At 75.8% G+C, this 19568-nt stretch carries 16 protein-coding genes; 11 read left to right on the top strand and 5 right to left on the bottom strand.

What is annotated here, in order from left to right; translation table 11 throughout:
- Positions 1-122: 122 nt before the first annotated feature.
- The 7 genes from ACWENR_RS21955 (at position 123) to ACWENR_RS21925 (ending at position 8334) form a co-directional block, all read left to right on the top strand.
- The gene (locus ACWENR_RS21955) at positions 123-584 is read left to right on the top strand and encodes a BlaI/MecI/CopY family transcriptional regulator (RefSeq protein WP_452278846.1); all 462 of its coding nucleotides are present in this window, start codon (positions 123-125) and stop codon (positions 582-584) included.
- 10 nt (positions 585-594) lie between these two features.
- On the top strand, positions 595-1497 hold the full coding sequence (locus tag ACWENR_RS21950; RefSeq protein ID WP_452278845.1) for a M56 family metallopeptidase: 903 nt from the start codon (positions 595-597) through the stop codon (positions 1495-1497).
- Between the two features lie 181 nt (positions 1498-1678).
- Positions 1679-2929, top strand: coding sequence for a cytochrome ubiquinol oxidase subunit I (locus ACWENR_RS21945; RefSeq protein ID WP_452278844.1), 1251 nt, complete (start codon positions 1679-1681; stop codon positions 2927-2929).
- 9 nt (positions 2930-2938) lie between these two features.
- A complete protein-coding gene (locus ACWENR_RS21940; RefSeq protein ID WP_452278843.1) occupies positions 2939-3946 on the top strand; it encodes a cytochrome d ubiquinol oxidase subunit II in 1008 nt (335 codons plus the stop codon).
- The gene (gene cydD / locus ACWENR_RS21935; RefSeq protein WP_452278842.1) at positions 3943-5616 is read left to right on the top strand and encodes a thiol reductant ABC exporter subunit CydD; all 1674 of its coding nucleotides are present in this window, start codon (positions 3943-3945) and stop codon (positions 5614-5616) included. Before ACWENR_RS21940 ends, cydD begins: the two co-directional genes overlap by 4 nt.
- Positions 5613-7427, top strand: coding sequence for a thiol reductant ABC exporter subunit CydC (gene cydC / locus ACWENR_RS21930; protein WP_452278841.1), 1815 nt, complete (start codon positions 5613-5615; stop codon positions 7425-7427). Before cydD ends, cydC begins: the two co-directional genes overlap by 4 nt.
- Positions 7428-7629: 202 nt before the next feature.
- A complete protein-coding gene (locus tag ACWENR_RS21925) occupies positions 7630-8334 on the top strand; it encodes a permease prefix domain 1-containing protein (RefSeq protein ID WP_452278840.1) in 705 nt (234 codons plus the stop codon).
- 165 nt (positions 8335-8499) lie between these two features.
- On the opposite strand, the gene ACWENR_RS21920 is transcribed toward ACWENR_RS21925, so the two are convergent.
- A complete protein-coding gene (locus tag ACWENR_RS21920; protein WP_452278839.1) occupies positions 8500-8841 on the bottom strand; it encodes a PadR family transcriptional regulator in 342 nt (113 codons plus the stop codon).
- A gap of 118 nt (positions 8842-8959) precedes the next feature.
- On the opposite strand from ACWENR_RS21920, the gene ACWENR_RS21915 reads away from it, so the two are divergent.
- From ACWENR_RS21915 to ACWENR_RS21905, 3 genes are all read left to right on the top strand, one after another.
- Entirely contained in the window at positions 8960-9913 is a 954-nt protein-coding gene (locus tag ACWENR_RS21915) for a DNA primase (RefSeq protein ID WP_452278838.1), read from the top strand.
- 40 nt (positions 9914-9953) lie between these two features.
- Entirely contained in the window at positions 9954-12323 is a 2370-nt protein-coding gene (locus ACWENR_RS21910; RefSeq protein WP_452278837.1) for a transposase, read from the top strand.
- Between the two features lie 155 nt (positions 12324-12478).
- The gene (locus ACWENR_RS21905) at positions 12479-13675 is read left to right on the top strand and encodes an ABC transporter substrate-binding protein (protein WP_452278836.1); all 1197 of its coding nucleotides are present in this window, start codon (positions 12479-12481) and stop codon (positions 13673-13675) included.
- Between the two features lie 82 nt (positions 13676-13757).
- On the opposite strand, the gene ACWENR_RS21900 is transcribed toward ACWENR_RS21905, so the two are convergent.
- The 4 genes from ACWENR_RS21900 to ACWENR_RS21885 form a co-directional block, all read right to left on the bottom strand.
- Positions 13758-14351, bottom strand: coding sequence for a GTP-binding protein (locus tag ACWENR_RS21900; protein WP_091260490.1), 594 nt, complete (start codon positions 14349-14351; stop codon positions 13758-13760).
- Between the two features lies 1 nt (position 14352).
- Positions 14353-14730, bottom strand: a complete 378-nt coding sequence (locus ACWENR_RS21895; protein WP_030329021.1) for a DUF742 domain-containing protein — start codon at positions 14728-14730, stop codon at positions 14353-14355.
- A 95-nt stretch (positions 14731-14825) separates the two neighbouring features.
- On the bottom strand, positions 14826-15230 hold the full coding sequence (locus tag ACWENR_RS21890) for a roadblock/LC7 domain-containing protein (RefSeq protein ID WP_067370442.1): 405 nt from the start codon (positions 15228-15230) through the stop codon (positions 14826-14828).
- Positions 15227-18868, bottom strand: coding sequence for a nitrate- and nitrite sensing domain-containing protein (locus ACWENR_RS21885; protein WP_452278835.1), 3642 nt, complete (start codon positions 18866-18868; stop codon positions 15227-15229). The genes ACWENR_RS21890 and ACWENR_RS21885 overlap by 4 nt, the downstream gene beginning before the upstream one ends.
- Before the next feature lie 192 nt (positions 18869-19060).
- Here ACWENR_RS21885 and ACWENR_RS21880 point away from each other — a divergent pair.
- Positions 19061-19568: uridine kinase family protein (locus tag ACWENR_RS21880; RefSeq protein WP_452278834.1), on the top strand; the 508-nt coding region annotated here is incomplete at its 3' end.

Genomic DNA, 19568 nt, shown 5'->3' with positions numbered 1-19568 from the left:
GGGCGGGGCCGGGCACGGGCGGGGCCGGGCACGGGCGGGGCCGGGCACGGGCGGGGCCGGCCGAGAGGCGGGGCGGCGGAGGGGGCAGGTGGGGGATCTACTACCGGGGGTAGGATTGCGGCGTGACTCGGCTCGGTGATCTCGAACGTGCGGTGATGGACGTGCTGTGGGACTCGGTCCCGGCCACGTCGGACGGGATCACCGTGCGCGAGGTGGCCGACGCGCTGGACGGCCGCGAGTTGGCGTACACCACGGTGATGACCGTGCTGGACCGGCTCGCCGGCAAGGGCATGGTGCAGCGCGAGCGGGAGGGGCGGGCCTGGCGTTACCGGGCCGCCGCCAGCCGCGAGGCGCACATCGCCCAGCTCATGCTCGACGCCCTCGACCTCGGCGGCAGCCGGGACGCCGCGCTGGTGCGCTTCGCCCGCTCGGTGACCGGCACCGAGGCCGAGGTGCTGCGCGCCGCGCTGGCCGCCGACGCCAGCGGCCTGCCGGCCGCCGCGGGTGAGCTGACCGACCGGGTCGAGGCGCCGACCGACCGGGTGGTCCGGCCACCCGTCGCCGACGAGGTCGTGGACCGGTAGGGCGGCGGCCGTGGCGTACGCTCTGCACTTCGCCGCGTCGATGGCGGCCTGCCTGCTGACCGCGCAGGTGCTGGCCCGCTCCACCTGGACGTGGCGCAGCCCCCGGGTGGCGATCGTCTGCTGGCAGGCGGTCGGGCTGGCGCTCGGCCTCTCCGAGATGGGCCTGCCGATCGCGGTGGGGCTGGCGCCTTACGACCGGCCGACCGGAAGCGCGCTGCTGGCCCTGGCTGACGACCTGGTGCACGGCACCCTGCCGCCCGGCCTCGGGGCCGTCCAGCTGAGCCTGGTCGCACTCGGCTTCGGCATCGGGGCGGTGCTGCTCACCACGACCGTACGCACCCTGCTGCACACCGTGCGGGCCCAGCGCCGGCACCGGGAGCTGCTCGCCCTGGTGGCCCGGAACGATCCGGCGGCGCCCGGCGCGCTGGTGCTCGACCACCCGAGCGCGGCGGCGTACTGCCTGCCGGGGGTGAGGCCGCAGGTGGTGGTCAGCGCCGGGACGCTCAGCCTGCTGGACCGCGCCGAGTTGGCGGCGGTGCTCAGCCACGAGCGGGCGCACGCCCAGGAGCGGCACGACCTGGTGCTGCTGCCGTTCACCGCGCTCTGCCGGGCGCTGCCCTGGTTCGGCTGGGTCCGCGGGATCCACGAGCGGGTCGCCCTGCTGGTCGAGATGCGCGCCGACGACAAGGCCCGGGAGGCGCACCCCGAGGCGTTGGGCCGCGCGCTGCGCCGGTTCGCCGCGGCCGGCCACCGGGTCACGCCGGCCGGCGCCCTCGGCCTGGGCGACCGCGACCTGGACGTCCGGGTGCAACGCCTGCTCGTCGCCGACCGGCCGCCCCGGGTGCTCGGCGCCGTCGCCCTGTCGGTGGCCACCACGCTGGCCGCCCTGCCGATCTCGCTCTTCCTCAGCTGACCCGGCGTTCACCCTCCGCCCGCCCGGCGCGTCGACCGGGCTGATCCGGCACGCCGAACCCGCCCCCCAAACTACTACGCCTTGTCGTACTCTCGTCTACGACACGACGTAGTAGTTATGTGTAGAGAATCTACGTGTAGGCTCACTACGACAAGTGAGCCGACAGTACGGAGAGCCGGCCATGGACACGCTGCTCCTCGCCCGCCTGCAGTTCGCCACCACCACCTCGATCCACTTCCTCTTCGTGGTGGTCACGCTCGGCCTGGTCACCCTGCTCGTGGGGCTGCAGACCACCGCGGTGCTGACCGGCAAGCCGGTCTACTGGCGGCTGACCCGCTTCTGGGGCCAGCTCTACGTGATCAACTACGTGCTCGGCATCGCCACCGGCATCGTGATGGAGTTCCAGTTCGGGCTGAACTGGAGCGGCCTGTCGCGCTACGTCGGCAACGTCTTCGGGGCGCCGCTGGCCATCGAGACGCTTGTCGCCTTCTTCCTGGAGTCGACGTTCCTCGGCATGTGGATCTTCGGCTGGCACCGGCTGCGCCGGGGCGTCCACCTCGCCCTGCTCTGGGGCGTCGCGCTCACGGCGTACGCCTCCGCCTTCTGGATCATGGTGGCGAACTCCTGGCTGCAGAACCCGGTCGGCCACGAGGTGCGCGACGGCGTCGCCCACCTCACCGACTTCTCGGCGCTGCTGACCAACCCCAGCCTCGGCATGGCCTTCGGGCACGTGGTCGCCGCGGCGCTGCTGGTCGGCGGGATGCTGATGGCCGCGGTCAGCGCCTGGCACCTGATCCGGCGCACCCCCGACTTCGCGCTGTTCCGCACCTCGCTGCGGATCGGCCTGGTCACCGCCGCGCTGTCGATCACCATGGTGCAGGGCTTCGGCTTCGCCCAGTTCGGCCCGGTCGGGCAGGTGCAGCCCACCAAGTTCGGCGGCGGCCCCGCGGCCGACGAACTGGTCGCCGACTGGACCGCCCGCTTCGGCCCCGGCGACTACACCCCGCCGGTGCTCGCCAGCGTCGGCCTCGGCTTCATGATCCTGATCGGTTTCGGCCTCGGCCTGCTCTGGCTGCTGCTCCCGCTGCTCTGGCGGGACTGGGCCATCCGGCTGCGCTTCCCCCTCTGGCTGGTGCTGCTCGCCCTGCCGCTGCCGTTCGTGGCGGTGATCCTCGGCTGGATCTCCCGCGAGGTCGGCCGCCAGCCCTGGGTCGCGTACGGGCTGCTGCCGGTGGACCAGGCGGTGTCGCCGGTCAGCCCCTGGCTGATGCTCGCCTCGCTCGTCGGCTTCAGCCTGCTGCTCGGCGCCCTGGCCGTCACCAACTGGGTGCTGCTGGCCAGGCACGCCGCCCGGGGCGCGGCCGACCCCGCGCTGGGCCGCCCGCCGCGGCAGCCGCCCGCCGACCCCCGCCCCGAGCCCGCCTTCGCCTGAGGAGACGACGTGGAACTCGCCTGGTACGCCCTGCTCGGCCTCTTCTTCGCCACCTACCTGGTGCTCGGCGGCTACGACTACGGCGTCGGCCTCCTGCTCGCCCGGGGCGCCGACCCGGCCCGCCGCCGCGCCGCCCTGAACGCCGTCGGCCCGTTCTTCCTCGGCAACGAGGTGTGGCTCGTGGCCGCCGTCGGCATCCTCTTCGGCGCGTTCCCCGTGCTGGAGGGGGAGCTGCTCGCCGGCTTCTACCCGGCGGTGGTGGGCGCGCTGGTCGGGGTGATCCTGGTGACCGCCGGGGTGCAGCTGCGCAGCCGCCCGGCCGGGGCCCGGGCCCGCGCCGCGTGGGACCGGGTCGTGGTCGCCGGCAGCGTGCTCGCCGCGCTCGGCTGGGGCGCCCTGCTGGCCGGGCTGCTCCAGGGCGTACCGCTGCGCGCCGACGGCCACGTCGCCGGCGTGACCCACCTGTTCACCCCCTTCGTGGCCGCCGCCGGGCTCGCGGTCGTCGCGCTGGTCGCGCTGCACGGTGCGACATTCCTCACCCTCCGGCTGCCGGCCGCCGAGGCCGCGCCGGTCGGGCGGCTGGCCCGCCGGCTCGTCCCCGTGGCGCTCGTCGCCGTCGGCGCGGCCACCGCGCTGGGCCTGCTCTCCGCCGACGTACGCGCCGCGGTCGGGCAGCCCGTGGCGGCCGTACTGCTGCCGGTGCTGCTGGTGTCGGTGCTGGTGGGGGCCCGGGTGGCGCTCGCCCGGCGGCGGCCGGGCCTGGCCTTCGCCGCCACCGGGGCGGCCCTCGCGCTGCCGGTCGCGCTCGTCGGCGCGGCCCTCTGGCCGCACGCGCTGGTCTCCACGGTCGACCCCGGGGCGTCCCTGACCGTGGCCGAGGCGGCGGCGAGCACACCCACGCTGCGGCTGCTGGGCTGGCTGACGCTGCCGCTCCTGCCGGCCCTACTAGGCTTTCAGGCGATGTGCTGGTGGGTTTTCCGGGGACGGACCGACGGCAGGGCACCGGTGTACTGGTGAACCGCCGTCCCTTCGACCCGCGACTGCTGCGCCGGGTCCCCGCGGCCCGGCGCGACCTCGCCGTGCTCGCGCTGCTCGGAGTGCTGGCCGCGGGGCTGGTCGTCGCGCAGGCCACCGCGCTGGCCGCGCTGCTGGCGACCGCGTTCGACGGGCGGCTGGACCGGCCCGCGCTGGCCGGTTTCGTCGCCGCCGTGGCCGCCCGGTCGGTGCTGGTGTGGGCGCAGGGCACGGTCTCCGCGCGGGTCGCCGCGACGGTCAAGGCGGCGCTGCGCGCGGAGCTGTTGGGGGCGGTCGGGCGGCAGGGCCCCGGCTGGGTCGCCGGCCAGCGCGCCGGGCAGCTCGCCACGCTGGCCGGGCGCGGGCTGGACGCGCTGGACGCCTACTTCACCGGCTACCTGCCGCAGCTCGTGCTGAGCGTCACCGTGCCGGCCGCCGTGCTGCTGCGGGTCTTCGTCGCCGACTGGGGCTCGGCGCTGATCATCGCGGCGACCCTGCCGCTGATCCCGATCTTCGGCGCGCTGCTCGGCTGGCAGGCGCAGGCCGCCACCGAGCGGCAGTGGCGGCGGCTGTCGCTGCTCGGCGGGCACTTCCTCGACATGGTCGCCGGGCTGCCCACGCTGCGCGCGTTCGGCCGGGCCGGGGCGCAGACCGACGTGGTCCGCCGGATGGCCGACGGGCACCGCGTGGCGACCATGAAGACGCTGCGGATCGCGTTCCTCTCCGCCCTGGTGCTGGAGCTGGTGGCCACCCTCTCGGTGGCGCTGGTCGCCGTGCCGGTGGGCGTACGGCTGCTCGGCGGCGGGCTGACCCTGCAGACCGCGCTGCTGGTGCTGCTGCTCACGCCGGAGGCGTACCTGCCGCTGCGGGCGGCCGGCAGCCGCTTCCACGCCAGCATGGAGGGCCTGACCGCGCTGGACGAGGCACTCACGCTCTCGGCCGCCGCCCCCGCCGCGCCGGCCGGGGCCGGGACCGCCCCCGACGGCCGGGGGGTGATCCGGTTCGAGTCGGTGACCGTCGAGTACGAGCGAACCACCGCCCTGCGCGACGTCACGCTGACCATCCGGCCGGGCGAACGCGTCGCGGTCATCGGCCCGAGCGGCGCCGGCAAAAGCACCCTGCTCGGCCTGCTCCTCGGCTTCGTCGCCCCGACCGCCGGCCGGGTCACGGTGGGCGGGGCGGACCTGGCCGGCACCGACCTTGACGCCTGGCGCCGCCAGGTGGCCTGGGTGCCGCAGCGGGCCCACCTCTTCGCCGCCTCGCTGGCCGACAACATCCGCCTCGGCGCCCCCGACACCCCCGACGCGGCCCTCGGCTCCGCCGTCCACGACGCCGCCCTCGCCGACGTGGTCGCCGGCCTGCCGGAGGGGCTGGCCACCGTGCTCGGCGAGCGCGGGCACGGCCTGTCCAGCGGGCAGCGGCAGCGCGTCGCGCTGGCCCGCGCGTTCCTGCGGGACGCCCCGCTGGTGCTGCTCGACGAGCCCACCGCCCGGCTGGACACCGCCAGCGAGGCGGTCGTCCTCGACGCCACCCGTCGGCTGGTGGCCGGGCGGACGGCGGTGCTGGTGGCCCACCGGCCGGCGCTGCTCGCCGACGCGGACCGGATCCTGCGCATCGAGGACGGCCGGGTCACGGAGCTGACCCCGGCGGCGGCCGGGGAGGCGACCCGATGACCGACGAGCCGAGGCCCGCCGGCGACGACGCCGGGATCCGCCCGGAGACCGGGGCCCCCGCCGGGCCGGGGCGCGTCCGCTCCCCCGAGCGCACCGTCCTGCGGCTGGCCCGGCCCTACCTGGACCGGCTGGTCGGAGCGGGGCTGCTCGCCGCCGCCACCGAGTTCGCCGGCCTCGCCCTGATGGCCACCGCGACCTGGCTGCTGATGAGCGCCGCCGGCCGGCCCCCGCTGGACCGCCTCACCGTGGCGATCGTCGCGGTCCGGGCGCTCGCCGTGAGCCGGGGCGTACTCCGCTACACCGAGCGGCTCGCCGGGCACGACGCCGTGCTGCGGATGATCACCGACGTGCGGGCCCGGGTGTTCGCGACCCTCGCCGCCCGCCCGACCCTGCGGCAGCGCTCGGGGGACGCGCTGAGCCGGCTCGTCTCCGACGTGGAGGCCGTCCAGGACCTGCTGCTGCGGGTGCTGGTGCCGGCCTCGGCGGCGGCCCTGGTCAGCGTGGTCGCGGTCGGCGGGGCGGCGCTGATCTCGCCGGCCGCCGCCGGTGCGCTCGCCGTCGGGCTGCTGGTCGCCGGCGTCGCGCTGCCCGCCCTGGCCACCGCGCTGACCCGGCGCGCCGCCGCCGAACTCGCCCCGCTGCGCGGCGCGCTCGCCGTGGACGCGGTCGACCTCACCCACGGCGCCGCCGACCTGGCCGCGTTCGGCGCCACCGGGCACGCGCTGGACGCGGCCGACCGACGCGCCCGACGCCTGGCCCGGCTGGAGCGCCGGCTCGCCGCGACCGGCTTCGCCGTCGACGGGGCCGGGGTGCTGGTCTCCGGGCTGACCTCCGGCGCGGTGGTGCTCGCCGCGCTCGCGGCGGACGTCGACGGGGTGCTGGTCGGCGTGCTGGCGGTCGGCACGCTCGCCGCCGTCGAGATCGCGCTGGCGCTGGTCGGGGCGGCCCGGCAGTGGACCCAGCTCCGCACCGGCCTGACCCGGGTGGCCGCCCTGCTGGGCTCCTCGGCCGCGCCGCCCGAGTCCGGCGACACACCGGTCGGCCCCGGCCCGTACGACGTGCGGTTCGCCGAGGTGACCGTGCGGCACCGCGAGGGCGCCGCACCGGCCCTCGACGGGTTCGACCTCCACCTGCCGCCGGGCCGCCGGGTGGCCGTGGTCGGCCCGAGCGGCGCCGGCAAGAGCACCCTCGCCGCCGTCCTCACCGGGTCGGTACGCCCGGAGCGCGGGCAGGTCACCCTGGACGGGCGGGACCTGTGGGCGTACCGCGCCGCGGAGCTGCCCCGCGCGGTCGGCGGGCTGCTCGCCGAGGCGTACGTCTTCCACGCCACCGTGCGGGAGAACCTGCTGCTCGGGCGGCCGGGCGCCGACGAGGACGAGCTGGCGGCGGCGACCGCGGCGGCCGGCCTGCTCGACTGGGTACGCGAGCAGCCGGACGGCTGGGACACGGTGGTCGGCGAGGAGGGCGGCCAGCTCTCCGGCGGCCAGCGGCAGCGGCTCGCGCTGGCCCGGGCGCTGCTCGCGGCGCCGGGCTTCCTGGTGCTCGACGAGCCGACCGAGGGGCTCGACCCCGCCGCCGCCGACGCGGTGCTCGCCTCGACGCTGGCGGCCACCCCGGCCGGGCACTCCGTGCTGCTGATCAGCCACCGGCTCAGCGGCCTGGCGGACCTCGACGAGATCGTGGTGCTGGACGCGGGCCGGGTGACCCAGCGCGGCCGGCACGCCGAGCTGGTCGCCGCCCCCGGCTGGTACCGGGACCAGTGGCTGCTCCAGGAGGCGGCCGAACGCGGATACCTGGCGCTGCGGCCCTGACCGCCGCGCCTCCGCCGGTGCGCCCCCAACCCCGAGCCGCGCCCACCCCGAGCCGCGCCCACCCCGAGCCGCGCCCTCCCCGAGCCGCGCCCACCCCGAGCCGCGCCCACCCCGAGCCGCGTCCTCCCCGAGCCCGCACCTCCGGGTCGGGCCAGGGTTGTCCCGGACGCCGCCCGCCGGCCACCCGTGCCAGGGTGGTGCCATGCGGGGCGACGACGCGACGATGGTGGAGGAACGGCTGCGGGAGCTGGACGCGCGCCTGCGCGGGCCGCGCCGGTTGAAGTCCGACCTGCTGACCGAGGCGCGGCACGGCCTGCTGGACGCCGTCGACGCGTACCGGGAGGACGGGCTGCCGGCGGCGGAGGCCCAGCGGCGGGCGGTGGCCGAGTTCGGCTCACCGGCGCAGCTGGCCCCGGCCTACCAGGCGGAGCTGGCGGTGGGGGCGCTGCGCGGGCTGTCGCTGCGGGTCGTCGGGCTGGCCGCGGTCGCGTTCGTCGCCGGCGACCTGACCTGGCAGGGGTCGAGCTGGAGCGACGGCCCCCGCCCGCCGGCCGGCTACGTGCTCCTGTCGACCTCGGTGAACTGGATCTGGGCCGTCGCCTTCGTGCTGGCGGCGACCGGGCTGCTGCTGGCCGGGCCGGGCCGCTGGGCGCTGCGCGGCGGCGGCGCGGCCGGCCGGGCGGTGGGCACCGCCCTGACCGGCGTCCTCGCCCTCGGCGTGCTGGCCGGCGCGGGCCTCTTCGCGTGGTCGATCGGGCTGTGGGAGGCCGCGCTCACCTGGCCGCCCATGCTCGTCGGCGCGGTGGCGGCCGCCGCTGGCTACCTGTGGCTCGGCCGGGCCGCCCGCACCTGGCTGCTCGCCGCCCGCTCGACCGGGCGGTCGTCCACGCCGGCACCGGCCGCCTGACCCGGGCGGCCGGCCCGCGCGGCCCCGACCGGCGGACGGTTCCCGCGGCCACCGGCGAGCCGGCCTGAAGCGACGCGGCAGCGCGCGGCCTGGGCGGCGCGGGCGGCGCGGGGCGGCGCGGGGCGACCTGACTTGGCGCGCCGATCCGGCCGGCGCCGGGCGGCGTCAGGCGGGAGCGGTGGGCGGGGCGTCGGTGTCGAGGAACCGGCCGACCGTGCTGCTGAACTCGCGCCACCCGGACCGCTCCCCGGCCAGCGCCCGCCGCCCCGCGTCGGTGAGCTGGTAGGTCCGCCGCTCCCGGCCGTTGACGGTGCTCCAGGTGCTGGCCACGTGACCGGCCCGCTCCAGCCGGCGCAGCGCCGGATAGATGGTGCCGGTCGGCAGGTCGAGCTGGCCGTCGCTGCGGGCCCGCAGCGCCTCGATGATGGCGTAGCCGTGCAGCGCGCCCCGCTCCAGCACCGCGAGCAGCAGCGCGTCGAGGTGTCCGTGCAGCGCCTGGGGCTTCATGCGTAGCAAGGCTACTTGTTCGCGGGCCGCTCCGCCACCGGGGTGCGGGCACCGGCCCCCCGGAGCCGCCCACTAGGGTATGTGCCCAGAGTCACTCGTCGGCGGCGGACGCCGGCGGGTGGGCAACCCGAAGCACACGGAGGTCAGCGTGGCCCGCCAGTCGCCCCAACGGCCCGACGCCGACGAGCCCGAGCTCGACGACGTGGACGACCCGGCCGAGTCCGACACCGCAACCGTCTCCGCCGAGGCCGCCCGCGCCCTCTGGGACGAGCTGCGCATCGACCCGGTGGAGATCGCGCTGCCCGCCGGCACCGGCTACACGCTGCGGGCGTACCGGCCGGCGCGGGAGCTGACCCCGACCGACGTCGCCGAGCGCGACCAGGACGACCCGTTCCTGGCCCGTCGCCAGGCCGTCGACGAGGAGGAGGACGAGGACGACGAGACCGTCGTCATCCTCGACGAGGACGTCGCCCAGGAGTTCGCCGATAGCGACGAGGAGGACGGCAAGACCCGTCGCGACGCCGCCGACGACGAGGACGCCGAGGACTCCGAGACGGCCGCCGAGGCCGAGGACGAGGCGGGCGACGAGGAGGTCCCGGTCTTCCTCAGCCACCGCGGCAAGCTGCTGCTGTTCAAGACCCCCGAGTCGCTGGTCAGCTTCATCCGTTCCGGCGCGCCCAACGACCTGTCTCAACTGGACAGCTGGAACGAACTGTCCGAACGGGTGGAACCGGCCGACATCGCGCCGCTCGACGAGGACATCTACGAGCTCGACCTGGTGGTGGAGAACCTCCGCGGCGGGCACGACACCTGGGACCCGACGCTACTCATCGAGGCGGGCGAGGTGGCCCGCGACCTGGCGTACGCGCTGCGGCTGCCCGCCGTGCTGGACATGCTCTCCGCCGGCTCCAGCCTCGACGACCTGGACGAGGCGCTGCGCGCCACGGTCAACGGCGGCGTCGGCGGTTTCTTCGGCCGGCGCCGGCTGAAGAAAATCGGGGCACAAACCGCAAGTCTGGGTTGGCGCACCATTGTCGGCAAGATCTCTGCGATCGTGGACTGGCGCGACTGACCCTTTACGGGGAGCATCAGTCTCTGGCAGTGAAAGCCTTGTGTCCCGGGAGGAGGACGACGCCGTGGCGCTCGTGCGCGTGTACTGCGGTCTGGCCTCGGCGGATCCGGCCGACCGATCGGCTTCGGCCGGTTCGACGCTGACGTCCGCTGTGGTCGACGACGCAGGCCGTCTGCTGCACGTCTGCGAGATCGGCGACGAGCCGGCTGGCTACGCCCAGCTGGTCGCGCTGCTCGTGGAGCGGTCGGGCGGGCCGAGCGGAGCGGCGATCGCCGCCGACAGCGACGACCACACGGTCACCTCGCTGCTCAGTGCGGCGGGTCGTCCCCTGGCGATCGCCGACGACGACTCCGTCGACGATTTCGCCGAGCGGTTCGCCGACGACGACTCCCTGGAGGAGATGCAGTCGCCCCCGGCCGAGCGGCGCGCCGTCGGCCTGGCCCGCGCCCTGCAGGCCGGCGCGCTCTCCGCCGTCACCCTCCCCGCGCCCCGCGACCTCGCGGGATACAAGCAGGTGCTCGCCGCGCACGCCGCCCTGGCCAGCGGCCGGCACTCCGCCGCCGTCGCGCTGCGCGAGGTGCTGCGCGAGCTCTACCCGGCCGCGCTGCGCGCCTACCCCGACCCGGCCGAGCCGGTCTCGCTGGCGGTGCTGGACGCGCTGCCCGAGCCGGGCATGCTGGGCGGGCGCGAGGTCTCGGTCGCCGCCGACGCGGTCGCGGCGCACCTCGCCGCCGACGGCGTCGCCAGCGCCGAGCAGCTCACCGAGGCGGTGACCGCCCTGCGGGTCGCCATCAGCGAGACGCCGCGACGCGCCACCGTCAACCGCGCGCTGACCTCCGCCGTGGCGGAGACCGTGCGGCAGGCCGTCGCCTCCGTCCGGGCCTGCGACGCCGGCTGCGAGGCCCTCGTCGGCGCGCTCAACGCCCGGGCCGGCACGCCCGCCGAGCCGGCACCCGGGCGTCGGGCCGCGGCCCGGCGCGGCGAGCCGGTCGGCGACCTGCCCGGCCTCGCCCCCGCCGGGGCCGGGCCGCGCCCCGTCCGGCCCACCGAACCCGAGCCGGCCCCGACCGGCGGCCGGCGGAGCCGGCCGGAGCCCGTCTCCGGCCCGACGCCGCCCCCCGCGCCGCGGCCGCTCGGCCCCCCGCCGGTCGCCCCGGCCCCGATCACCCCGCCGCCCGTCGCCCCGGCGCCGGTGACCCCGGCCGCGGTGGCCGGTCCCCCGGTCTCCGCGCCGCCGGCGCGGCCCGCCCCGGCGCCGAGCCGCATCGACGGCCCCACCAACCGCCCGGTCTCCGCGCCGCCGCCCCCGCCGCCCGGCATCACCCCGATCGCCCCGGCGCAGCGCGGCACGGTCCCGCCGGCCGAGGCCGGGGAGCCGTTCCGCCCCACGCTGACCACGGCGGCGATCCAGAACGCCCGGGCCGAGCGGCAGCGCACCGTCATCCCGCCCCGGCCGAAGACCAACAGCGAGCCCCCGACGCCGACGGGCGGCTTCAGCGCCACCGACCTCAGCGTCCCCGTGCCCACCCCCCGGCCCGACCAGGAGTCCGCTCCCCCGGGCTCGCGGGCCAACTGGCCGCTGGTCAACAACCCGGAGGAGCCGTCCGACAGCTCCGCCACGAATCCGGTCGTCGGTTCCTACGGCGACCGGGGCGGGCGTGGCGTCGACGCGCCGACCGACCCGGGCGCCGAGCGCCGCGTGACCCCGCCCTGGCTGGCCGACGACCTGCCCCAGGAGCCCCCGATGCTGCGCCTGGTCGAGCCGCCGCCCCTGGCCGACCGCGCGCTGCGCGACGGGCCGGGCCAGGCCGCCGAGCCGGAGACGCCGCCGCTGCGGCTCGTGGACCGCGAGGAGGCCGGGCGCGGCGGCCGGCCGTCCCCCCGCCCCGAGCGCCCGGTGGCCGAGCACCGACCGACGCCCCCCGTCGAGCACCGGCCGGCGCCCCCCGTGGAGCGGCGGCCCCCGCCGGTCTCCGACGAGGGCGACGGCGATCTGCTGATCTTCGCGCAGGCCAAGTCCGCGTGGTTCGTCGGGCACGCGGACGAGTCCGACCTGGACTGGTCCACCACGGCCGACACCGGCTGGCAGGCGGCCGAGCAGGCCGCCCGTCCGGCGGTCGGCGCCGAGACCCCGGCCGGGCTGCCCAAGCGGGTCCCACAGGCCAACCTCGTCCCCGGGTCGCCCCTGCGCGAAGAGCGTCCCCTGCGGATCGTCCGGGACGCGGCGAGCCTGGCCGAGAACACGACCGGCTACTTCCGCGGCTGGCGTCGCGGGCAGGAGATCGGCGGGTTCGCGGTCGGCGGTCGACCCGGCCGGGAGGCCGCCGGCGGCTGGGACTTCAGCCGCGACACCGGCGACCGCGACGACGACCGGGAATACGAGTACCGTTCCGCCGGCTACCGCTCCTGATCGCCGGGAAACCGCCCTCCACCTGCGTGTCCCTGCCCACACCCGGATAATTTGACGCCGGGCTGCGACGGCCGGGAGCATACCGGCGGAACAGCCGGCGGCAGGGGTCGCCGGGGGGAAGGCGACTCGTGGCGACATCGGCAACCGGTCCCTCCGTGCTCACCCGTCGTGGCCTGCTGGCCGCGACGGCGGGCACTCTGCTGCTCAGCGCCTGCGGGCGCGGGGAGCCGGGCACAGGAGATCCGGTCAGGACGGTCGCGCCGGGCGGTCAGGAACTGTTGATCGGGGTCAGCCTGGAGCTGACCGGCCCCGGCGCCGCGCTCGGCGTGCTCCAGCGACGCGCGCTGGACATCACCCTCGAGGCGCTCAACGACAAGGGCGTGCCGGTCGGCAACCTGCGCCGCACGGTCCGGGTGGAGGTGCGCGACAACGCGGGCGACCCCCGACTCGCGGCCCGACACGCGACCGAGCTGGCACGCGAGGCCGGCGTACACGCCCTGCTCGGCGGGACCATGGCGGAGACCTCCGTCGCCCTCGCCACCACTGCGCAGCGGGAACGGGTGCCGTTCGTCTCGCTCGGCTTCGGCGACGGGATCGTGCTGCCGCTGGCCCAGCGCACGTACGTCTTCAAGCTGACCCCCGACGCCGGCGACATGGCGCGGCGGCTGGCCCGGCTCATCGCCTCGCAGCGGCTGCGCCGCGTGGCGGTGCTGGCCGGGCACGGGCTGCACGGCGATTCGGGCGTACGGGCCATGACAGGGGCCCTGCGCACGGCCCGGCTGGAGCTGGCGTCCAGCACGCGGCTGCCCCGCACCGGCGAGGACTTCCGCCGGGCGGCCCGGTCGACGGCCGCCTCCCGACCGGACGGCGTGGTGGTCTGGGCGACCGCCCCGGACTCCGCCGCCGCCGTCGGCGCGCTGCGCCGGGCCGGGTACGACGGGCCGGTCTTCCTCGACGCGGGCGCGGTCGCCGAGGAGACCCTCCAGGGCGCCAACGCGGCCACGATGGAGGGCGCGCACGCCGTCCACCCCGTCTCGCTGGGCGGGGCGATGCTCGCCAACACCGCCATGTCGGCGCTGCTGCGCAAGGACTTCGTCTACCGCTACGTGCAGCTGCACGGCGGGTTCAGCGGCTTCGCCCCGTACGCGTCGGACGCGGTGCAGCTCATCGCGGACGCGGCGCGCCTGTCCACCAGCGTCGACCGTGGACGGTTGCGGGCGTTCCTGCAGAACCAGGTCACCGAGGGGATGGTCGGGATGTATTCCTTCACCCCGATCCGGCACGGCGGCATGGACCAGGGATCGCTGGGTCTCTACACCGTGAGTTCCGGCGCCTGGACGCGGGTGTCCTGACCGTCCGCGCCCGCACCGGGCGCGCGGGCAGCGACGAGCGCCCGGTGACGGCCGAAGCCGACACCGGGCGCTCGTCGTTCGATCAGGCCGGGGCGACGGCGCGCGAGCGCCGCATGGTGAGCACGTACTCGACCAGCGAGATCAGCACGTGCTTCGTCGACTCCCGGTTCCGGGCGTCACAGGCCACCACCGGCACGTCGCTCGAGATCGCGAGCGCGTCCCGGACGTCCTGCGGGTCGTGGTACTGCATCCCGTCGAAGCAGTTGATGGCCACCAGGTAGGGCAGCCGCCGGTGCTCGAAGAAGTCGATCGCCGCGAAGCAGTCGGCCAGCCGGCGGGTGTCCACCAGCACCACCGCTCCGATCGCACCGCGCACCAGTTCGTCCCACATGAACCAGAACCGGGTCTGACCCGGCGTACCGAACAGGTACAGGATCAGGTCACGGTCGATCGAGATGCGGCCGAAGTCCATCGCCACCGTGGTCGTCGTCTTGCCCGGCACCTGCCGGGTGTCGTCGACGCCCACGCCGGCGGAGGTCATGATGGCCTCGGTCGTCAGCGGCGTGATCTCCGAGACCGAGCCGACCAGCGTCGTCTTGCCGACGCCGAATCCACCGGCGATAACGATCTTCGCCGACGTCACGCGCCCGCTCGGGGCCGGCGGCCGGTGCGACATGTCAGAGCCTGCGAAGTCCACTCAGCACCCTCTCCAGCAGTTCAGTGCCCACCGCGTCGTCCGAGTCGTCCAGGATGGTCGGCTCGTGGACCGCGACCAGGCCGTCCGTCGCCATGTCGGCGATGAGCACCCGGGCCACACCGAGCGGGAGTTGCATCCGCGCCGCGATTTCGGCGAGCGACTGCACACGTCCGTCACACAGCGCGGCGATGTACTGGTGCTCGCGACCCTGGCCGCCGTTGCCATTGGCAGCGGCCCGGCCGCGCACCGTCGTCTCGACGAGCGCCTCCAGCGCGATGTCGAGACGGGGGCGGGTACGACCGCGGGTCACGGCGTATGGACGGACCAACGCTCCGGTCGGTTCGTCACGATCGGCCATGTCGCCGCTCACCTCCTTCGTACCCGGCACCGGCTCCCGAGGGAGCCCGTCGTCGTTGTCGTTGCCGCCCCGCCGACCTCACGGCCAGCAGGTCGTCAGCCCAGCATGCCCGCAGCCGCACGCGGCTGCGGGGTCAGCGCGTCGCCCACCCGGTCGACCAGCAGGGCCATTTCGTAGCCGACCTGCCCGACGTCGCAGCTGCGGGCGGCCAGCACCGCGAACGACGAGCCGTCCGAGATGGACATCAGGAACAGGAAGCCGTTGTCCATCTCCACCACTGTCTGCAGCACCGCGCCTCCCTCGAAGCAGCGTGCCGCACCCTGGGTGAGGCTGACCAGGCCGGACGCGATCGCGGCGAGCTGGTCGGCCCGGTCACGCGGGAGGTCCCGTGACGACGCGAGGAGCAGACCGTCCGCGGAGACGGCGACCGCATGCGCGACACCGGGCACCCGGTCGGCGAAGTTGGCCAGCAGCCAACCGAGATCCTGCGTAGTTGTCATCGTTCTTGCTCCTTCTGCCCGCTCCCGGCCACCGGGCCTGAGCCAGACTGCGAGGATTGCTGCCCTCCCGGAGTCGCCTCCGGGTTGGTCGGGTTGCTGTCCGACGGGGACGTACGCCCCCGCTGCACGCCCCGGTGGTACGCCGAGAGCAGGCCCCGGACGCCCTCCGGCGTGCGCCGCTGCACCGAGGTGGTGGGCTTCTCCACCGCGCCCGGCACGAGCTGCGCCATCGGGGTGCGCTTGGGCAGCCCCGTCGAGGTGGTCGCCGCGACCGGCACCTCGCTGGCCGCCGAGGCCGCGCGCCATCCGTCGTCGGCGGCGGTCTGCCAGCCGCCGCCCTGCTGCTGGGGCCGGCGGTGGCCGAAGCTGTCGGCGATACCGGGGCGGGCACCCCCGTTGACCGTCGACCCGTTCTCGCGCGGCGCTCCTCCGGCCGTCGACTGCTCTGCCATCGGTGCGTTACCTGTCCCGGGTGGTGTCTGCTGCACGGCTCGACCGCTGGCGTCGACGCGGGCGAACTGCTGGGTCGCGGCGCCGTTGGCGGCCGTCTTGGCGGCGGGCGCCGCCTCCTCCGAACCCGGCCGACGGGTACGGAACCAGGCCGACTCGAGCTCCCGGAAGATCGGCAGCTCCATCGTCTCGTCCGCGTACCGCTGCCGGTTCTGGGCCTGCGGCGGGGTGTTCGGCCGCGCCGACGGGGCAGCCGGCGCCGGGGCGGCGGCCGGCGTGGGCGCCGGAGCGGTCGGGGTCTCCGCGCCGGAGCGCGGCACCCGCGGCAGTTCGGTGGTCATGTCCAGCGCGGCGGCGAGGCGCTCGGGCACCGGTGGGGTCACCGCGTCGCGCTCCGCCCCGGCGACCGGCGGCCAGGCCGGCGGAGCCGGAGTGCTCGGCCCGGACGTGCCGGGGACCGGGCGCTGGGGCAGCGGGCCGGTCGGCGGGGCCGACACCGGCGGGCCGGAGAACGGCGCGGCCGAGACCGGGTGACCGGAGACCGGCGACGCCGAGACCGGCATGCCGGAGACCGGCGCGCCGGACACCGGGGGTGCCGAGTAGGGAATCGGCGGGGTCGACACCGGCGGGCCGGCGTAGTGCGACGGCGGCCCGGAGACCGGCGGGACGGGCGGGGCCGACACCGGCGGGCCCGAGTATGGCCGGGCCTCGGGGCTGCTGGGCAGCTGCCGCGGAACGGCGGGCTGCTGGCCGGTCGCGCCGGGGTCGTCGCCGGCACGCCGCTGCGGCAGCGGGTCGATCGGCTGCCCGTTGGACGTGCGGGGGCGGAAGGCCTCGCCGTTGGTGGTCCCGGTGGCGCCGGTCAGGTCGGACCAGGCCGGCATGGAGCGCGCGCCGGCCGCCGAGGCCGGCGTGCCCGCCCCGTTGCGCGAAGCCGGGTCGAACGGCCGGCCGCCGAGGGTGACCTGGTTGCCGGACTCGCCGGAGCGCTGGGGCGGCGTCGGGTTGGGCTGGCGGTGGCCGAGCGCCGGCAGCGCCCCGAAGGCCGGGGCCGGGCCGGAGGGCGCCCCGCCGAACGCGGGAGCCTGGCCCGACGGCGGCCCGCCGAACGCGGAGGACGGCCCGCCGAACGCCGGGGCGGGGCCGGACGCCTGGGCGCCCGGAGCGGGCAGCGCGGGCGACGGCTGCGCGCGGCCGGAGAGCGCCCGCGGCACGAGCACCGACGTGGGCATGACCACCTCGGCCACGGTCCCCCGGTCGGTGCCGGGCCGCAGCTCGACCTTGACGCCGTGCCGGGACGCCAGCCGGGCGACCACGACCAGGCCCATCATCCGGGAGACGGCCACGTCCACCTGCGGGGGCGTGGCGAGCCGCTCGTTGAGCTCGTGGAGCTGCTCGGGGCTGATGCCGATGCCCCGGTCCTCCACGTAGAGCGAGGCGCGGTCGCCGACGCGGCGGGCCTCGACCATGACGTGCGAGTCCGGCGGCGAGAAGGCGGTGGCGTTGTCGAACAGCTCGGCGACGAGGTGCACCAGGTCGTTGACGGCGTGCGCGGAGACCTCGATGTCGCGGTCGATCACCCCGAACTCGATCCGGGTGTAGTGCTCGACCTCGGACTGGGCCGCCCGGAGCACGTCGATCAGCGCGGCCGGCTCCCGCTGCACGCGGGTGGAGTCGGCGCCGGCGAGCACCAGGAGGTTTTCGTCGTTGCGGCGCATCCGCGTGGCCAGGTGGTCGAGCTGGAACAGCTCGGCCAGCCGGTCCGGGTCCTCCTCGCCGCGCTCCAGCCGGTCGAGGTGGCCGATCAGGCGGTCGACCAGGATCTGCGACCGGCGGGCCAGGTTGACGAACATCGTCGCGACGGACGCGCGCAGCGCGGCCTGCTCGGCGGCGGTGCGGACGGCCTCCAGGTGGACCGCGTTGAACGCCTCGGTCACCTGGCCGAACTCGTCCTTGCTGCGCACCGGCAGTGGCTCGGCGATCTGGTTGGCGAGCTGCACCGGGGAGAGCTGACCGGTGACCTGGGGGTCGCGCAGCCGGGCCACGGCCTGGGGCAGGCCGTACTGGGCGATGGAGAGGGCGCCCTGCCGCAGGTCGCGCAGCGAGCGGGCCATCGAGCGGGCGACCAGGTAGGCGAAGAGGATGGCCAGCAGCAGCATGCTGAGCAGCAGGCCGGTCTCCAGGAAGACCTGGCGCTGCACGTCCGAGCGCAGGTCGTCGGCGACCGCGACGACGTCGCTGTCGATCTTCGCCTCGACCGTGCGGATGAGCTTGGCGTTGGCCACCATGGCCGCGTCCCACTCGTCCGCGTCGAACGGCGCGCCGGTCAGGCTGTCGGCGGTGGTGATGCCGTTGAGCCAGCTGTTGTAGGTGTTCGCCTCGCGCAGGTCGGGGCCGGCGACCACCTGGGCGTAGTACTCCTGCTCGGGCTGGCTGGCCACCACCCGGAAGCTCTGCAGCCACTGGCTGGAGCCGGTGCTGGCGGCGATGTACTCGTTGCGCAGGCTCGGGGTGAGCCGCTGCTGGATGAACGCGCGGTGCACCACGTCCCGACGGCGGGAGAGGAACTCCTTGTTGCGGGCGGTGGCGGTGGCCGCGCGCATCTGGTCGCTCAGCTCGTTGTCGCCGGCGAGCTGGGTGGCCGAGTCGCGGACGCTCAGCAGGTTGTCGATGAGACCGTCGTACGCCTGCATCGCCGGCACGAGCCCGAGCTTGCCGTTGAAGACCTGGCTGCGGGTGCCGGGGAGGTCGGTCAGGGTCTGGTCGATCTCGCGGAGCAGGGTCTCGAAGTTGGTCGGGAGGTCCTCGACCTCGCCGCGCTGCTGCGAGTAGGGCCCCCAGGCCTTGTCGACCCGGCCGTTGGCCTCCTCGTAGGCCTTCTTCAAGCGGGCGGCGTCCTGACCCTTGGGCACGCCCAGCAGGCGCAGCGCGTTGGTCCGCTCGTCCTGGAGCGTGTCGACCAGGTCACCCGAGTAGCCGACGAGGTTGGCCAGGTCACCGGCCCGGTTGGCGTTGTTGAGCGTCTCCAGGTGGTCCACCAGGCCGCTGGTGCCCACGACGACCGTGGCGATGGTCGGCACGATCATGATGAGACCGAGCTTGGACCAGATCGGCATGTCGCGGAGGCGGCCGGCGGGCCGGCGCAGCCGCGACAGGAAGGAGCCCGCCGTCTTTGGCCGTTTGCTCACGTCACCGCCCTCGACATTTCAGCTTCGCGTCGCCCTTGGACAACGCCCAGCGACCGACCCCACGGGTCGGACCATCCGAGATTCCATCACGCCACCCTTAAAAGAGAAAGCCCAGGTTGGCCGTCTCGCGAGGTGTGATGAGATGTTGATGCAATTTGATCGCAGTCTGTCTGGCCGGAGTCACTGAAGGTAATGGATCACCCTCACCGCGTTGTCCTGCTCGCCGGCCCCTCCGGCTCGGGAAAGTCGTACATAGCGCAGCGGACCGGTCTTCCGGTGCTGTGCCTGGACGACTTCTACAAGAACGGCGACGACCCTACGTTGCCGCGACAGAACGGCCTGGTGGATTGGGAGTCGCCCGACTCCTGGGACGCCGAGGCCGCCCTGGAGACGATTACCCGACTGGCCGGCGAGGGCAAGGCCGATGTGCCGGTTTATGCGATCGGTGAGGACCGCCGGGTGACCACCCGGCCGTTCGACCTGGCCGGTTCGCCACTTTTCATCGCCGAAGGGATCTTCGCGGCCGAGATCGTCGAGGAGTGCCGCCGCCGGGGGGTGCTCGCCGGGGCGTACGCCCTGCGCCGGCCGCGCGGCGCGACCTTCGTCCGCCGGCTGGCCCGCGACCTGGCCGAGCAGCGCAAGGCGCCCCGGGTGCTGGTCCGCCGCGGGCTGACGCTGCTGCGCACCGAGCCGGCCGTGC

The organism is Micromonospora sp. NPDC004336, assembly GCF_053602615.1.
The sequence above is the reverse complement of the archived record's forward strand: the minus strand, read 5'-3'. Positions and strand labels throughout refer to the sequence as shown.

Bases quoted from the DNA above. Each gene is read 5' to 3' on its own strand.
- ACWENR_RS21945 (WP_452278844.1), top strand. From the start codon at position 1,679: ATGGACACGCTGCTCCTCGCCCGCCTGCAGTTCGCCACCACCACCTCG.
- cydC (WP_452278841.1), top strand. From the start codon at position 5,613: ATGACCGACGAGCCGAGGCCCGCCGGCGACGACGCCGGGATCCGCCCG.
- ACWENR_RS21925 (WP_452278840.1), top strand. From the start codon at position 7,630: ATGCGGGGCGACGACGCGACGATGGTGGAGGAACGGCTGCGGGAGCTG.
- ACWENR_RS21920 (WP_452278839.1), bottom strand. From the start codon at position 8,841: ATGAAGCCCCAGGCGCTGCACGGACACCTCGACGCGCTGCTGCTCGCG.
- ACWENR_RS21900 (WP_091260490.1), bottom strand. From the start codon at position 14,351: ATGTCGCACCGGCCGCCGGCCCCGAGCGGGCGCGTGACGTCGGCGAAG.
- ACWENR_RS21895 (WP_030329021.1), bottom strand. From the start codon at position 14,730: ATGGCCGATCGTGACGAACCGACCGGAGCGTTGGTCCGTCCATACGCC.
- ACWENR_RS21890 (WP_067370442.1), bottom strand. From the start codon at position 15,230: ATGACAACTACGCAGGATCTCGGTTGGCTGCTGGCCAACTTCGCCGAC.